At 73.0% G+C, this 15,145-nt stretch carries 15 protein-coding genes; 9 read left to right on the top strand and 6 right to left on the bottom strand.

Features of this window, described 5'->3' with window-relative positions:
• Nucleotides 1-1,641 (bottom strand): Ig-like domain-containing protein (locus tag E4P43_RS02595; RefSeq protein WP_245158897.1); only part of this gene is annotated, 1,641 nt, incomplete at its 3' end.
• A 118-nt stretch (nt 1,642-1,759) separates the two neighbouring features.
• Here E4P43_RS02595 and purS point away from each other — a divergent pair.
• The 4 genes from purS to E4P43_RS02575 are packed head-to-tail and all read left to right on the top strand — an operon-like array spanning nt 1,760 to nt 5,401.
• Nucleotides 1,760-1,999, top strand: coding sequence for a phosphoribosylformylglycinamidine synthase subunit PurS (gene purS / locus E4P43_RS02590; protein ID WP_135143865.1), 240 nt, complete (start codon nt 1,760-1,762; stop codon nt 1,997-1,999).
• A 2-nt stretch (nt 2,000-2,001) separates the two neighbouring features.
• On the top strand, nt 2,002-2,673 hold the full coding sequence (gene purQ / locus E4P43_RS02585; RefSeq protein WP_245158896.1) for a phosphoribosylformylglycinamidine synthase subunit PurQ: 672 nt from the start codon (nt 2,002-2,004) through the stop codon (nt 2,671-2,673).
• Nucleotides 2,670-5,018 carry a phosphoribosylformylglycinamidine synthase subunit PurL gene (gene purL / locus E4P43_RS02580; RefSeq protein ID WP_245158895.1) on the top strand — a complete coding sequence of 783 codons (2,349 nt, stop codon included), beginning with the start codon at nt 2,670-2,672 and terminating at the stop codon, nt 5,016-5,018. The genes purQ and purL overlap by 4 nt, the downstream gene beginning before the upstream one ends.
• A complete protein-coding gene (locus E4P43_RS02575; protein ID WP_135143864.1) occupies nt 5,018-5,401 on the top strand; it encodes a sterol carrier family protein in 384 nt (127 codons plus the stop codon). Before purL ends, E4P43_RS02575 begins: the two co-directional genes overlap by 1 nt.
• Before the next feature lie 44 nt (nt 5,402-5,445).
• Here E4P43_RS02575 and E4P43_RS19735 read toward each other — a convergent pair whose 3' ends face one another.
• Nucleotides 5,446-5,586, bottom strand: a complete 141-nt coding sequence (locus tag E4P43_RS19735; RefSeq protein WP_167759026.1) for a hypothetical protein — start codon at nt 5,584-5,586, stop codon at nt 5,446-5,448.
• Entirely contained in the window at nt 5,583-7,004 is a 1,422-nt protein-coding gene (locus tag E4P43_RS02570) for an OFA family MFS transporter (RefSeq protein WP_135143863.1), read from the bottom strand. The genes E4P43_RS19735 and E4P43_RS02570 overlap by 4 nt, the downstream gene beginning before the upstream one ends.
• A gap of 206 nt (nt 7,005-7,210) precedes the next feature.
• On the opposite strand from E4P43_RS02570, the gene E4P43_RS02565 reads away from it, so the two are divergent.
• Nucleotides 7,211-8,302 (top strand): S-(hydroxymethyl)mycothiol dehydrogenase, encoded by a 1,092-nt coding sequence (locus E4P43_RS02565; protein ID WP_135143862.1) that lies wholly within the window; start codon nt 7,211-7,213, stop codon nt 8,300-8,302.
• Entirely contained in the window at nt 8,299-8,910 is a 612-nt protein-coding gene (locus E4P43_RS02560) for an MBL fold metallo-hydrolase (protein WP_135143861.1), read from the top strand. The genes E4P43_RS02565 and E4P43_RS02560 overlap by 4 nt, the downstream gene beginning before the upstream one ends.
• On the opposite strand, the gene E4P43_RS02555 is transcribed toward E4P43_RS02560, so the two are convergent.
• Nucleotides 8,907-9,563, bottom strand: a complete 657-nt coding sequence (locus E4P43_RS02555) for a DUF5701 family protein (protein WP_135143860.1) — start codon at nt 9,561-9,563, stop codon at nt 8,907-8,909. The genes E4P43_RS02560 and E4P43_RS02555 overlap by 4 nt on opposite strands.
• A 150-nt stretch (nt 9,564-9,713) precedes the next feature.
• Here E4P43_RS02555 and purF point away from each other — a divergent pair, with 150 nt between their 5' ends.
• Both purF and purM read left to right on the top strand, forming a co-directional pair.
• Complete coding sequence (purF, locus tag E4P43_RS02550; RefSeq protein ID WP_135143859.1) at nt 9,714-11,252, top strand: amidophosphoribosyltransferase; 1,539 nt, start codon at nt 9,714-9,716, stop codon at nt 11,250-11,252.
• Nucleotides 11,249-12,310: a phosphoribosylformylglycinamidine cyclo-ligase gene (purM, locus tag E4P43_RS02545; RefSeq protein WP_135143858.1), complete on the top strand. Its 1,062-nt coding sequence runs from the start codon at nt 11,249-11,251 to the stop codon at nt 12,308-12,310. The genes purF and purM overlap by 4 nt, the downstream gene beginning before the upstream one ends.
• Before the next feature lie 108 nt (nt 12,311-12,418).
• Here the strand turns inward: purM and E4P43_RS02540 are convergent, their stop codons facing one another.
• Nucleotides 12,419-12,643 (bottom strand): DUF3073 domain-containing protein, encoded by a 225-nt coding sequence (locus E4P43_RS02540; protein WP_135143857.1) that lies wholly within the window; start codon nt 12,641-12,643, stop codon nt 12,419-12,421.
• Between the two features lie 175 nt (nt 12,644-12,818).
• Complete coding sequence (locus tag E4P43_RS02535) at nt 12,819-13,883, bottom strand: Glu/Leu/Phe/Val dehydrogenase dimerization domain-containing protein (RefSeq protein WP_135143856.1); 1,065 nt, start codon at nt 13,881-13,883, stop codon at nt 12,819-12,821.
• 167 nt (nt 13,884-14,050) lie between these two features.
• Here E4P43_RS02535 and E4P43_RS02530 point away from each other — a divergent pair, with 167 nt between their 5' ends.
• On the top strand, nt 14,051-15,031 hold the full coding sequence (locus E4P43_RS02530) for a sugar ABC transporter substrate-binding protein (RefSeq protein ID WP_135143855.1): 981 nt from the start codon (nt 14,051-14,053) through the stop codon (nt 15,029-15,031).
• Nucleotides 15,032-15,145 lie beyond the last annotated feature (114 nt).

Genomic DNA, 15,145 nt, shown 5'->3' with positions numbered 1-15,145 from the left:
GCCGCCCTGGAAGGGCTGCCAGCAGCCGCCGCCGCGCAGGCCGCAGACGACGCCGCCGGTGGGGTAGCCCATGCGGCCGTTCTCCCAGCCGAGCCGGCCCCAGGCCTCGCGGATCATGCCGTCGGTGGCGTGCGCGCCGGTGGCCGGTGACCAGTGGATGGCGCCGCCCTGGAAGCCCTGCCAGCAGCCGCCGCCGCGCAGGCCGCAGTTGTCACCCGTGGTCGGGAAGCCCAGGCGACCCGACGGGCCACCCCAGGCGGTGTAGGTGTCGTGGTTCTCGGCGGCGACAGCATGGGATCCGGTCGCCGCGCTCCAGTAGACGCCGCCGTCCTCGAACAGCTGGGAGATGCCACGCGGCAGGGTCACCTGGTCAGCGACCGGATAGCCCAGCGGCCCCTCCTCCCACCCTGCCTCGGCCCAGCCGTCCTCGATCACTTGCCGGACGGCGCGGGTCGGAGTGTGCGACGAGCCCCAGATGCTGCCGCCCTCGAACAGCTGACCGAAGCCGCCGTCCCGCAGCCCGCTCTCCTGCTCGGCCACGGGGAACCCGAGGTCACCCATGGCGCCATACATGGGCGCGCCGAAATACGCGCCGGCGACGGGGTGCGTGACCGTCAGCGCGGTCCGGCCGGTCTGCTCGAGGATGTAACCGTTCTGGTGGTCCTGCTGCCGTCCGCCGGGAATGCCACGTTCCGGTGTGATGATCGGGCCGAGGGGGCCGCTTGACCCGCCGAGGTCTCGGAAGAGCTGACCGATACCGGTCAGGACGCCGGGCGTTGCTCGGACAGCCGCCGAGAGCGAACTCGGCGGGTACACGCTCTGGGCCGTGGTGCCGCCGACGAGCTCCACCTGGTAGCTGTACTCGTGGCCGGTCACCAGGCCGGTGTCTTCGAACCCCGCCCAGTGGCTGCTCCCGATGAGGACGCCGTCGCGATATACGTTCCAGGGTCCGGTCATGTGCCTGGCGTCCCACGTCAGCTTCACCGTGGTCGGGTCATCGGTCCCACCCGCGTGGACCGCTTCCGGCGTCGGCAGCTTGGGATAGCGGGACAGGGAGTACGACGCACCGCCAGGCCAGCCTCCGCCGTTGAAGGCATAGACGTTCCAGTAGTAGTAGCCCGTGTCGAGAAGTCCGGTGGCGGTCCACGACAGGTCCGTCGTGGTGTGGACGAGTGCCCCGTTGAGGTAGATCCGGTACTCGACCGCACCGTCGGCAGCGGACCAGGTCAGCGTGGCCGAGCCCGGGACCGGGATGGAGATCGCAGCATTGCCAGGCGCGCCGGGATCGACCCAGAGGGTGGCCGTCACGGTGCCGGTCGCGGTGTTCCCCTGACCGTCGGACACGGTGTAGGTGAACGAGTCCGTGCCCGACTCCCGGAAGTACGGCTTGTAGAAGAGCGTGCCGTCCTGGAGGTAGGCGTTCCCCTTGCCGGCCGGCGTGACCGACACGTAGGTCAACGCGTCACCGTCGGGGTCGCTGTCGTTGGCCAGCGCGGTCACGGGGTAGTCGATCCCGCCGGTGTTCCGGTAGGCCACCGCGTCGTCGACGACGACCGGTGCCCGGTTCACCGGCTCGGCCGAGGCGGGGGTGGCGGACAGGACCACCAGTGCGGCGGCCACGGCCACCTTCAGCGAGCGCACATCGTCTCCTCGGCGCAGGGCATCGACGCAGGTCGACCCCCGTTGCGAGAACGGGGCGGCTCAGTGTGCAGATCGCGGTGCCGTGAGGGGCGCAAACGCGCCAGGTACCCTCGTCGGCGTGTCCCGGGTGGTCGTCGACGTCGTCCTGAAGCCGGAGATCTCCGACCCCCAGGGTCAGGCGGTCCTGGGAGCGCTCGGCCGGCTCGGCCACGACTCCGTCAGGAGCGTCCGCCAGGGCAAGCACTTCGTGCTCGAGGTCGACGGGACGCCCGACGAGGCCGAGCTGAAGCAGATCGCCGAGACGCTGCTCGCCAACCCCGTCATCGAGGACGTCGAGCTCCACATCCCCAAGGACTGATCGTGCGCATCGGTGTCATCACCTTCCCGGGCTCCCTGGACGACGTCGACGCCGCACGCGCGGTACGGCTCGCCGGTGGTGAGCCCGTCGTGCTGTGGCACGGCGACCACGACCTGAAGGACGTCGACGCCGTCGTCCTCCCCGGTGGCTTCTCCTACGGCGACTACCTGCGCGCCGGCGCCATCGCCGCCCGCTCCCCGCTGATGCAGGACGTCGTCGCCGCCGCGAATCAGGGCCTGCCGGTGCTGGGCATCTGCAACGGCTTCCAGGTGCTCTGCGAGGCCGGGCTGCTGCCCGGCGCGCTGACCCGCAACAGCCACCTGCACTTCCGCAACCGCGACCAGGTGCTGGTCGTGGAGCGCGCGGACACCACCTGGACCACCGACTTCACCGAGGGCCAGCGGATCCTGATCCCGGTCAAGAACGGCGAGGGCCGCTACGTGGGCTCCGACGCCGACCTCGACCGCCTCGAGGGGGAGGGCCGCGTGGTGTTCCGCTACGCGGACGGCAACCCCAACGGGTCCAGCCGCGACATCGCCGGTGTCGCCAGCGAGAACGGGCGCGTGGTCGGGCTCATGCCGCATCCCGAGCACGCCATCGAGGACCTCACCGGGCCGTCCACCGACGGCCTCGGCTTCTTCACCTCCGTCCTGAAGGCGGTCGTCAGCGCGTGACCGAGTCAGCCACCGCAGGCCTCTCCGACCTCGACACCGGCCCGGGCCGGCTGCAGCACCGCCTCGACACCGTCGACCTGGCGGCCAGCACGCCGGGCGACGAGCAGCCCTACGCCGAGCTCGGCCTCAGGGCCGACGAGTACGCGCGGATCAAGGACATCCTCGGCCGCCGCCCCACCACGGCCGAGCTGGCCATGTACTCGGTCATGTGGAGCGAGCACTGCTCCTACAAGAGCTCCAAGGTGCACCTGCGGCGCTTCGGTGACCTGCCGAAGTCCGAGGCCCTGCTCGTGGGCATCGGTGAGAACGCCGGCGTCGTCGACGTCGGCGACGGCTACGCGGTCACCTTCAAGGTCGAGAGCCACAACCACCCGAGCTACGTCGAGCCCTACCAGGGCGCGGCCACCGGCGTGGGCGGCATCGTCCGCGACATCCTGACCATGGGCGCCCGCCCGATCGCGGTCATGGACTCGCTGCGGTTCGGCCGGGCCGACGCCCCCGACACCGCGCGCGTGCTGCCCGGCGTCGTCGCCGGCGTCGGCGGCTACGGCAACTGCCTGGGCCTGCCCAACATCGGTGGCGAGCTGCTCTTCGACGACTGCTACGCGGGGAACCCGCTGGTCAACGCACTGTGCGTCGGTGTGATGAAGCACGAGGACGTGCGGCTGGCCAAGGCCGAGGGCGTGGGCAACAAGGTCATCCTGTTCGGCGCCCGCACCGGCGGTGACGGGATCGGCGGCGTGAGCGTGCTGGCCAGCGAGACCTTCGACGCCGAGGGCCCCGCCAAGCGGCCGGCCGTGCAGGTGGGCGACCCGTTCACCGAGAAGCTGCTCATCGAGGCGTGCCTGGAGATCTTCGCCCAGGACCTCGTCACCGGGATCCAGGACCTCGGCGGCGCCGGGCTCTCCTGCGCCACGAGCGAGCTGGCCAGCGCCGGCACCGGCGGCATGCACGTCGACCTCGACACCGTCCCGCTGCGCGACAGCACCCTGACGCCCGCCGAGATCCTGATGAGCGAGTCGCAGGAGCGCATGTGCGCCATCGTCGAGCCGGACAAGGTCGAGGCCTTCCTCGCCGTCTGCCGCAAGTGGGACGTCCGCGCCGCCGTCATCGGTGAGGTCACCGACGGCGACCGGCTCACCGTCGACTGGCACGGCGAGCGGATCGTCGACGTCCCGCCGCGCACGGTCGCGCACGAGGGTCCGGTCTACGAGCGCCCGATGCAGCGCCCGGCCGACCTCGACGCCCTCCAGGCCGACGACGCCGCGCGCCTGCCCCGTCCGACCACCCCCGCGGAGCTGCAGGCGCACTGGCTCGCCGTGGTCAGCAGCCCCGACGGCGCCGACAAGACCTGGGTCACCGAGCAGTACGACCGCTACGTCCGCGGCAACACGGTGCTCGCCCAGCCCGACGACGCCGGGGTCGTGCGGATCGACGAGGAGTCGCACCGCGGCATCGCGCTCTCGCTCGACGGCAACGGCCGCTACGCACGGCTGGACCCCTACGCGGGCGCGCAGCTGAACCTCGCCGAGGCCTACCGCAACGTCGCCGTGTCTGGCGCGAGGCCGCTGGCCGTCACCAACTGCCTGAACTTCGGGTCCCCGGAGAACCCCGAGGTCATGTGGCAGTTCGCCGAGGCCGTCCGCGGACTGGCCGACGGCTGCCGCGAGCTCGGCCTGCCGGTCACCGGCGGCAACGTGAGCCTCTACAACCAGACCGGCGACGTCGCGATCAACCCGACGCCGGTGATCGGCGTGCTGGGCGTCCACGAGGACGTCCGCACGCGCGTGCCCACCGGCTGGAGGGCGGCGGGGGAGACCGTGCTGCTCCTCGGCGAGACGCGGCCCGAGCTCGGCGGCTCCGCCTGGGCGAGCGTCGTCCACGGCCACCTCGGCGGGAAGCCGCCGGCGGTGGACCTGGCCGCCGAGCGCGCCCTGGGCCAGCTGCTGGCCGCACTGGCCCAGCAGGGCCTGGTCGGGTCCGCGCACGACCTCGCCGACGGCGGGCTGGCGCAGGCGCTGGCGGAGTCGGCGCTGCGCTACGGCGTCGGCGCGCGGCTGTCGCTGGGCGAGGATCCCTTCACCGCGCTGTTCAGCGAGTCCGCGGCCCGCGTCGTCATCACGACGTCGGACCCGGGCGGCGTGAAGACGACGGCGCAGTGGGCCGGCGTCCAGGTGACCGAGCTCGGCACCACCGGCGGGGAGGCGCTCGCGGTCGACGGCCTGCTGGAGCTGCCGCTGGCGGAGCTGCGGGCGGCGTGGAGCGCCACGATCCCCGCGCTGTTCGGCGGACCGGAGCACAGCACGCCGTTCACCGTCCCGGCGGGCGCCGTCCCGACCGCCTGATGCCGGCGCCGATCCCGGCCGAGGAGCTGCGGGCCGCCGTCGACCCGGTGCGGGCCTGGCTGGCCGGGGAGGGCGAGCAGCCCCCGCGGTCGGTGGTCGGGGCCGCGGTGAAGACGACGGCCCGCTGGCTGGCCCAGCAGGTGCCCGGGCGCTCGGTGGAGCTGCGGGTGCCCCCGCACGTCGCCGTCCAGTTCGTGGAGGGCCCGCGGCACACGCGGGGCACGCCGCCGAACGTCGTCGAGACCGACGCGGCGACCTGGCTGCGGCTGGCCACCGGGGACCTCTCCTGGGCCGACGCCGTCGGCGCGGGGCTGGTCAGCGCCAGCGGCAACCGCGCCGACCTCTCGCGCCACCTGCCGCTGAGGCCCCTCGGACAGCACTGAGCCCCGCCCGCTGGGTGCGGACGGGGCTCAGTGAGGGGGGTGGGTCAGCCGCCGAAGAGCGAGCTGGCGGTCTTCACGGTCTGGTACAGGCCGTAGGCCAGCGGAACTCCGACCAGGGCCCAGGCGAAGGCGATGAAGCCCACCGGGGTGTGCGTCGGCTGCTGGTTGCCAGTGGAGGAACTCATCGGGCAGCGCTCCGTTCGGGGGTGGCGGCGGCGGTGGGGGCGTCGGTGGCCTTCGGCTCCCAGTACTTGCTGTCGACCGGCTTCACCAGGAGGTTGGCGACGAAGCCGATGGCGAGCAGGCCGACCATGATGAACAGGGCGGGCCGGTAGTCGCCGGCGACGAGGGTTCCGGGCTCGCCCTCGGCGAGGTCGAGCACCGCGTTCACGATCAGCGGGCCGGCCACACCGGCGGCCGCCCACGCGGTCAGCAGCCGGCCGTGGATGGCGCCGACCTGGTAGGTGCCGAAGAGGTCACGCAGGTAGGCCGGGATGGTGGCGAACCCACCGCCGTAGAACGACAGGATGATCGCGGCCAGGATCACGAAGACCCAGGTCGCGGTGCTGCCGACGGTGGCGAGCAGGACGTAGAGCACGAGGCCGACGCCCAGGTACACCATGTAGATCGGCTTGCGGCCGATGAAGTCCGACGTGGAGGACCACACGAAGCGGCCGGCCATGTTGAACAGCGACAGCAGGCCGACGAAGCCGGCAGCGGTCGTGGCGGCCACGAGGGAGCCCTCGGGGCGGCGGAAGAAGTCCTGGATCATCGGGGCGGCCTGCTCGAGGATGCCGATGCCGGCGGTCACGTTGCAGAACAGCACGATCCAGAGCAGCCAGAACTGCTTGGTCTTGATGGCGTTGGCGGCCGAGACGTTCTCGGTGGTGACCAGAGCCTTCTGCTTGATCGTCGACGGGTCGAAGCCCTCGGGCTTCCAGTCGGCGGCGGGCACGCGCACGATGAAGGCGCCGAACATCATGAAGACGGCGTACAGCGCGGCCAGGGTCAGGAAGAGCCCGGCGACGGCGTTGCCGCTCGGGACGGTGCCGGCGACGGCGGGGTCGTAGCCCGGGTCGTACCAGTTCATGAGCTGGCGGGACAGCGGCGAGGCGATGAGCGCGCCACCACCGAAGCCCATGATCGCCATGCCGGTGGCCAGGCCCGGACGGTCCGGGAACCACTTGATCAGCGTGGAGACCGGCGAGATGTAGCCGATGCCCAGGCCGATGCCGCCGATGACGCCGTAGCCCAGGTAGAGCAGCCACAGCTGCTCGGTGTAGATGCCGAGGGAGCCGACGAGGAAGCCGGTCACCCAGAAGCACGCCGAGGTGAACATGGCGGCGCGGGGGCCGTTGCGGTCCACCCAGGTGCCGAAGAGGGCGGCGGAGAGGCCGAGCATGACGATGGCGATCGAGAAGGTGATGCCGATCGCGGTCAGCGTCGTGTCGAAGTGGGACACGAGCGCGGCCTTGTAGACGCTGGTCGCGTACGCCTGGCCGATGCACAGGTGCACGGCGAGGGCCGCCGGCGGGATCAGCCAGCGGTTGAAGCCCGGGCGCGCGACGGTTCGCTCGCGCGCCAGGAAGCTGGGTACTGCCACGGGGAACAACCTCCGGGGACGGGAACCGGAGGGCCGGGCGGCCACAACCGGGACGCGCCCTGTGATATAGGTCGCGATCGGGAGGCACGGTACGTCGTTCCGCGGCGGATGGCCCACGCAACTCGCCAACGTGAGCAAGCAGTGACCGACCGTTATGGAACTGAAGCGGCCGCGCCGCCCCCTGGTGGCCCCCCTAGGCTCGGCCCATGGCGTACGAGGTGCGGGGCGTCGTGGCCCGCGGCAAGGGGCAACCGGTCACCGTCGAGACGATCCTGGTGCCCGACCCGGGGCCCGGTGAGGCGGTCGTCGACGTGCAGGCCTGCGGGGTCTGCCACACCGACCTGCACTACCGCGAGGGCGGCATCAACGACGACTTCCCGTTCCTGCTCGGCCACGAGGCGGCCGGCACCGTGGCCGCCGTCGGCGAGGGCGTCACCAACGTCGAGGTGGGCGACTTCGTCGTCCTCAACTGGCGCGCCGTCTGCGGACAGTGCCGCGCCTGCCTCAAGGGCGAGCTCCAGTACTGCTTCAACACCCACAACGCCGCCCAGAAGATGACCCTGGCCGACGGCACGGAGCTCTCCCCGGCGCTGGGCATCGGCGCGTTCGCCGAGAAGACGCTGGTCCACTCAGGTCAGTGCACGAAGGTCGACCCCGCGGCGCCCGCGACGGCTGCCGGCCTGCTGGGCTGCGGCGTGATGGCGGGCGTGGGCGCGGCCATCAACACCGGCGCGGTGCGGCGGGGCGAGAGCGTCGCCGTCTTCGGCTGCGGCGGCGTGGGTGACGCCGCGATCGCCGGCGCGAAGCTGGCGGGGGCGACGACGATCATCGCCGTCGACATCGACGACCGGAAGCTCGAGTGGGCCAAGGGCTTCGGCGCCACGCACACCGTCAACTCCCGGGAGACCGACGCGGTCGAGGCGGTCAAGGGCCTGACCGGCGGGTTCGGCGTCGACGTCGCGATCGACGCCGTCGGGCACCCCAAGGTGTTCGAGCAGGCGTTCTACGCCCGCGACCTGGCCGGGCGCGTGGTGATGGTCGGCGTCCCGACGCCGGACATGGAGATCACCCTGCCGGCGATCGAGATCTTCGGCCGGGGCGGGGCGATCAAGTCCTCCTGGTACGGCGACTGCCTGCCCAGCCGCGACTTCCCGCTGCTGGTCGACCTCTACCTGCAGGGCCGCTTCCCGCTGGACGACTTCGTCACCGAGACCATCGGCCTGGACGCCGTCGAGGAGGCGTTCCACAAGATGCACGCCGGCGACGTGCTCCGCTCCGTGGTGGTGTTCGGGAAGTGACCGCCCGCATCGACAAGGTCGTCGTCCCCGGGGTCTTCTCCCTCGACGGCCAGGACTTCGACGTCGAGAACAACGTCTGGCTCGTCGGCGACGACGACGAGGTGCTGGTGATCGACGCCCCGCACGACGCCGCCCCGATCGTCGAGGCGATCGGCGGCCGGAAGGTCACCGCCATCGTGCTGACCCACGGGCACAACGACCACATCACCGCCGCGCCCGCGCTGCGCGAGGCCACCGGCGCCCCGCTCTGGTTCAACAGCGCCGACCGGATGCTCTGGGACATGACGCACCCCGGCTCCGAGCCCGACCGCGACCTGCAGCCGGGCACCCGGTTCACGGTCGCCGGCGTCCGCCTCGTTGCGCTGCACACCCCCGGGCACTCCCCGGGCAGCACCTGCCTGCACTCGGCCGACCTCAACACCGTGTTCACCGGCGACACGCTGTTCTGCGGCGGCCCGGGCGCGACGGGCCGGTCGTTCAGCGACCACCCGACGATCCTGAGCTCGATCCGCTCGCAGCTGTTCAGCCTGCACGGCGACACCGTCGTCCGGACCGGGCACGGCGACGACACCACGATCGCCGCCGAGCTCCGGGGCCTGGAGGGCTAGCCGACCGGGGAGCGGGACGCCGCGGAGGCGAAGCCCAGCCAGGTGTGCCGGTTGCCCGCCCAGCACCAGCCGACCTTCGGCGCCCCGCGCCGCTCGCGACCGTCCCGTCCGGTGCCGTTGCTGATCCACAGCGCCGGCGTGCGCGAGTCGAGGCGGCCGTCCGCCTTGCGCAGCCGCGAGCCGATCGTCATGAAGCAGACGTTCCGGGCCAGCACCTCGGGACACTGCAGCAGCCAGTGCACGCCCTCGCCGAGGGTGAGCGGTGTCCGGCCGGCGCCGGTGAGGGCAGGCAGCGCCTCGTCGGGGCTCCAGTTCAGCATGTCGTCGCCGCGCCGGAGATCCGTCACGGCGTAGACCGGGGCCGCGGGGAGCTCCACCGACCCGATCGGGGCGAACGCGTCGACGTCGGTCATGTCGGCGACGACGAAGCCCGGCCTGCCCTCGAGCCGCAGGAGCGGCGCCAGGGCCGACACCGGCGCCCGGTCGGGGTGCACCACCAGCAGGTCGCCGGGTGCCAGGCGGTCGGCCGCGTCGCAGACCTCGCGCGGGGTGAGGCCGGCGATCTCGTGCACGCCGAGCGCGAGCAGCCGCTCGGCCTGCGCGGCGGCCGGGGGCAGGGGAGCGGGCAGGACAGCGGTGGGGGACGTGGGCACGGGCGGACCTCCGGGACCGGTGGGGAGAGCAGGACAACGCGTTCGGGAGGCCCTCGGTTCCCCCACGACCAGCGACGACGCAGCGGCAAGGTGACCGGGGACACCGGATCGCCTCTGGGCAGGACCGCTGACGCCGGTACGCTCGACCCCGTGCCTCGCGGTGATGGACGGCTGACGCACGACCTCGACCCCCAGTCCCCCGGACCTCAGGACGCCTGCGGCGTCTTCGGTGTCTGGGCGCCGGGTGAGGAGGTCGCGAAGCTGACCTATTTCGGTCTGTACGCCCTGCAGCACCGAGGGCAGGAGGCGGCCGGCATCGCGGTCTCCGACGGTGCCTCGGTCGTCGTCTACAAGGACCTGGGGCTGGTCAGCCAGGTCTTCGACGAGGCGACCCTCGGCAGCCTGCGCGGCCACATCGCGGTCGGGCACGCCCGGTACTCGACGACGGGCGCCTCCACGTGGGAGAACGCGCAGCCGACGTTCCGCACGACCGAGGCCGGGACCGGCCTGGCGCTCTGCCACAACGGCAACCTGGTGAACACCGCCGAGCTGGCCGTCAAGGCCGCCGACGCCGGCGTCCCGGGTGCGTTCGTGGCCACCAACGACTCCGACCTGGTCACCGCGCTCATCGCCGCCCGCCCCGACCTCTCGGTCGAGGCCGCCGCGATGGAGGTTCTCCCGCAGCTGCGCGGCGCCTTCAGCCTCACCTTCATGGACGAGGACACGCTCTACGCCGCCCGTGACCCGCAGGGTGTCCGCCCGCTGGTGCTCGGCCGGCTGGAGCGCGGCTGGGTGGTAGCCAGCGAGACCGCGGCGCTGGACATCGTGGGCGCCTCGATGGTCCGCGAGGTGGAGCCGGGCGAGCTCATCGCCATCGACGGCAACGGGCTGCGCAGCCAGCACTTCGCGCCGGCCGAGCCGAAGGGCTGCGTGTTCGAGTACGTCTACCTGGCGCGCCCGGACACGACGATCTCCGGGCGCAGCGTGCACGCGGCGCGGGTGGAGATCGGTCGCCGGCTGGCCAAGGAGCACCCCGCCGAGGCCGACCTCGTCATCCCCGTGCCGGAGTCGGGCACCCCCGCCGCCGTCGGGTACGCCGAGGCCAGCGGCATCCCCTACGGGCTGGGCCTGGTCAAGAACTCCTACGTGGGCCGCACCTTCATCCAGCCCTCGCAGACGATCCGCCAGCTGGGCATCCGGCTGAAGCTCAACCCGCTGCGCGACGTCATCCGCGGCAAGCGGCTCGTCGTCGTCGACGACTCGATCGTGCGCGGCAACACCCAGCGGGCGCTGATCCGGATGCTGCGGGAGGCCGGCGCCCTGGAGGTGCACGTCCGCATCTCCTCCCCGCCGGTGAAGTGGCCGTGCTTCTACGGCATCGACTTCGCCAGCCGGGCCGAGCTGATCGCCAACGGCCTGGACATCGACGGCATCCGCGCCTCGATCAACGCCGACTCCCTCGCCTACGTCTCCGAGCAGGGCCTCATCGCGGCGACCGAGCAGCCACGCAACCGGCTGTGCACCGCCTGCTTCACCGGTGAGTACCCGATCGACCTCGGCGTCCCCGAGGTGCTGGGCAAGCACGTGCTCGAGGGCATCGGCCAGCGGGCGGTCAGCGGCTGGACCGGCCAGCAGGCGGGCAGCGCGGCGGTGCCCGGCGGCGCCGAGGAGGCGTTGAGGCGGCCGTGAGCACCGAGTTCACGTACGCCGCGTCCGGCGTCGACATCGACGCCGGCGAGCGCGCGGTCACCCTCATGAAGGCCGCCGTCGAGCGGACCAACCGCCCCGAGGTCGTCGGCGGGCTCGGCGGGTTCGCCGGGCTGTTCGCCCTCGACGTGCAGAAGTACCGCAGGCCCCTGCTGGCCTCCTCCACCGACGGCGTCGGCACGAAGATCGCGCTCGCCCGGCTGCTGGACCGGCACGACACGGTCGGCATCGACCTGGTCGCCATGGTCGTGGACGACCTGGTCGCCTGCGGCGCCGAGCCGCTGTTCCTCCAGGACTACGTGGCCTGCGGCAAGGTCGTCCCCGAGCGCATCGCCGCGATCGTCACCGGCATCGCCGCCGGGTGCACCCTGGCCGGCGCCGCGCTCGTCGGCGGCGAGACCGCCGAGCACGGCGACCTGATGGACGCCGACGAGTACGACCTGGCGGCCACCGCGGTGGGCGTCGTCGAGGCCGACGCCGTGCTCGGCCCCGAGCGGGTGCGCCCCGGCGACGCCGTCATCGCGATGGCGTCGAGCGGCTTCCACTCCAACGGCTACTCGCTGGTGCGCCGGGTCGTCAGCGCCGCCGGGCTCGACCTGCATGGCACGCCGGCCGGGCTGGACCGGCCCCTGGGCGAGGAGCTGCTCGAGCCGACCCGCATCTACGCCCGCGACTGCCTCGCCCTGGTCGAGGAGCTCGGCGTGGACACCGTGCACGCCTTCGCGCACATCACCGGGGGCGGGCTGGCGGGCAACACCGCCCGCGTCGTCCCCGAGGGGCTGCGCGCGGTCCTGGACCGCGGCACATGGGCCCTCCCGGCGGCCGTCCGCCTGATGGAGGAGCACGGGGTGCCGCGTGCGGAGTCCGAGCGCGCCTTCAACTGCGGCGTGGGCATGGTGGCCGCGGTGGCGGCCGACCGGGCCGACGACGCCGTCCGGCTGCTCGGCGACCGCGGGGTGCCCGCATGGGTCGCCGGCACGCTGGAGGAGCGCGCCGAGGCGGACGCGCCCGCCGCGGAGCTCACCGGCTCCTACCGCTGACGACGCGGGCGCACGGCAGCGCCACGACACCACGGCAGCACCACGACACCGCAGCCCCGCAGGGCCGCGGTGTCGTGTCGCTGACGGGACGGGTGGGTCAGCCGCCGGTCAGCGGCTGGCCGCCCAGTCGTCGTCGGTGTCGTCGTCCGCCCAGCGGTCGGCGTAGGTGTCGTCCTCGTCCTCGTCGTCGTCCGCCGCGCTCGGAGGCGCGGAGTACGACGACGGAGAACCGGCCAGCTCGCGCTGAAGCGCGGAGAGGTCGGTGTTGGGTGAGCTGTACTTGAGCTCACGGGCCACGCGTGTCTGCTTGGCCTTCGCTCGGCCGCGCCCCATCGGCTCGACCCCCTCGTTACCGGAGTGCGGCGGCCCAGCCCGCGGCTGGACGGCCCGCGTGGCGACCCCGACTGAAGTGACTATGTCTTGAGCAACCTTACGACACGGATCGGCGAGGGGCACACGTCCCTCCCCGGGGCGCCCCCAGGTCGCCCGTCCGAGCGACCCGGGCGGCCTACCGGGGCAGCCGGATCGTGGCCAGCCGGCCGACCGAGCGCATGCGCTCCTCGGCCAGCCGGTCGGCGGCCACGGCGGGGGACACGCCCTCGGCGTCGGCCAGCGCGAAGACCCGCAGCGCGACGTCGAAGATGCCTGAGGCCTTGGCCTGCGCGCGCGGGAAGGAGAAGCCGTGCCGCTCGTCCTCGACCTGGATCACGCCGCCGGCGTTCACCAGGAAGTCCGGCGCGTAGAGGATCCCGCGGCCACGCAGCCGCTCGGCGATCTCCGGGGCGGCGAGCTGGTTGTTGGCGCCGCCGCAGACCACCCGGCCCGGCAGCATGTCGACCGTCTCCTGGTCCAGCGCCCCGCCCAGCGCGCACGGCGCGTAGACGTCGTGCGGGGCCCGGACGAGCGCCGCCGTGTCCTCGACCGCGCGGACCTGCGGGAAGCGGGCCTGCAGCCGCTCCACGGCCGCGGGGTCGACGTCGGTGACCACCACGTCGGCGCCGTCCTCGACGAGGTGGCCGGCGAGCCAGGAGCCGACCTTGCCCACGCCGGCGACCGCGACCGTCCGCCCGGCCAGCGTCGGGGCGCCCCAGCAGTGCTGAGCAGCGGCGCGCATGCCCTGGAAGACGCCGTAGGCGGTGAGCACCGAGGAGTCGCCGCAGCCGCCGTAGGCCTCCGAGCGGCCGTGCGCGAACCGGGTCTCCCGGCCCACGACGTCGAGGTCGGCGTTGTAGGTGCCGACGTCGCAGGCGGTCAGGTAGCGCCCGCCGAGGGACTCGACGAACCGGCCGTAGGCACGCAGCAGCGCCTCGGTCTTGTCGGTGCGCGGGTCGCCGATGATGACGGCCTTCCCGCCCCCGAGGTCGAGCCCGGCCAGGCTGTTCTTGTACGACATGGCCCGGGAGAGCCGCAGGGCGTCCGCGACGGCGGCGTCCTCGTCGGCGTAGGGGTAGAAGCGCGTGCCACCGAGGGCCGGGCCCAGAGCCGTCGAGTGGATCGCGATGATCGCCCGCAGCCCCGACTCGGGGTCGCTGCAGAACACGACCTGCTCGTGACCGGATGCGAGGACGTCCACGCCCCGAAGCCTAGAACCCCTCCGCTTGTCGCCCCTTCGGAGGAGCGGACGCCGCGTCGCCCCCTCCTGACCGGCCTTCGGCGCCCGGGTGGAGCATGATCCGTGGTCGGGCCGAGTACGCGGCCCGGACGCGCGGGCCCGGCCCGTGACCACAGGAGGACATCCCCATGCCCGCACCGAAGCGACTGCTGGCACTCGCCGTGGCCGCACCGCTGCTGCTCGCCGCCTGCACCACCGACAGCGGCGGCGGCTCGGGCGGAGAGGGCTCCGGGGGCGGTGCCGGTGGTGGTGACCTCGCCTTCTCGGTGATCACCCACGGCTCGGCCGGGGACGCCTTCTGGGACGTCGTGCAGAACGGTGCCGTGGCCGCCGGCGAGGAGCTCGGGGTCGAGGTCGACTACCAGAGCGACGGCGACCCGCAGCGCCAGGCGCAGCTGATCGACGCGGCGGTGAACTCCGAGGTGGACGGCATCGTCGTCTCGATGGCCAACCCCGACGCCCTGCAGGACTCGATCGAGGCGGCCGTGGCGGCCGGCATCCCGGTCGTCACCATCAACTCCGGCGGGGACCGGTCCGCCGAGCTCGGCGCCATCGGTCACGTGGGCCAGGACGAGCAGATCGCCGGCCGCGGCGCCGGCGAGGAGCTGGCCGCCGCCGGCGCCCGGAACGTGCTGTGCGTGGTGCACGAGGCGGGCAACATCGGTCTCGAGCAGCGCTGCGCGGGCGCGTCGGAGGGCCTGGGCGCGCAGGTGACGCCGCTGCAGGTCGACGTCAACGACCTGCCGGGCGCGCAGTCCGCGATCGCCTCCCAGCTGCAGGGGAACGCCTCGGTCGACGCGGTGCTCACGCTGAACTCCGCGCTGGCCTCGGTCGCCGTCGAGGCGGCGGCGGACGCCGGCTCCGACGCGCAGGTCGCGACCTTCGACCTCAACGAGGACGTCATCGGCGGCATCCAGGCCGGCGACATCGCCTTCGCCGTCGACCAGCAGCAGTACGAGCAGGGCTACCTGCCGATCGTGATGCTCAAGCTCTACGCCGAGAACCTGAACACCGTCGGCGGCGGGCAGCCGGTCCTCACCGGCCCGGGCATCGTGGACGCGGACAACGTCGACGAGATCGCCGACCTGGCCTCGGCCGGCACGCGCTGAGCGCCCCGCAGGTCACCGCGCCGGCAGAGCGCCGGGCCGACGAGCGGCTGGCGGTCCCGGGGCCGCTGCGCCGTCTGCTGGTCAAGCCCGAGCTCGGTGCGCTGGTCGGCGCGG

The sequence above is a fragment of the Blastococcus sp. TF02A-35 genome (assembly GCF_004571075.1).
GTDB lineage: Bacteria > Actinomycetota > Actinomycetes > Mycobacteriales > Geodermatophilaceae > Blastococcus.
The sequence above is the reverse complement of the archived record's forward strand: the minus strand, read 5'-3'. Positions and strand labels throughout refer to the sequence as shown.

Coding starts and splice junctions, on each gene's coding strand:
- E4P43_RS02530 (WP_135143855.1), top strand. CDS start 14,051: ATGCCCGCACCGAAGCGACTGCTGGCACTCGCCGTGGCCGCACCGCTG.
- E4P43_RS02540 (WP_135143857.1), bottom strand. CDS start 12,643: ATGGGGCGCGGCCGAGCGAAGGCCAAGCAGACACGCGTGGCCCGTGAG.
- E4P43_RS02575 (WP_135143864.1), top strand. CDS start 5,018: ATGCCGGCGCCGATCCCGGCCGAGGAGCTGCGGGCCGCCGTCGACCCG.
- E4P43_RS02565 (WP_135143862.1), top strand. CDS start 7,211: ATGGCGTACGAGGTGCGGGGCGTCGTGGCCCGCGGCAAGGGGCAACCG.
- E4P43_RS19735 (WP_167759026.1), bottom strand. CDS start 5,586: ATGAGTTCCTCCACTGGCAACCAGCAGCCGACGCACACCCCGGTGGGC.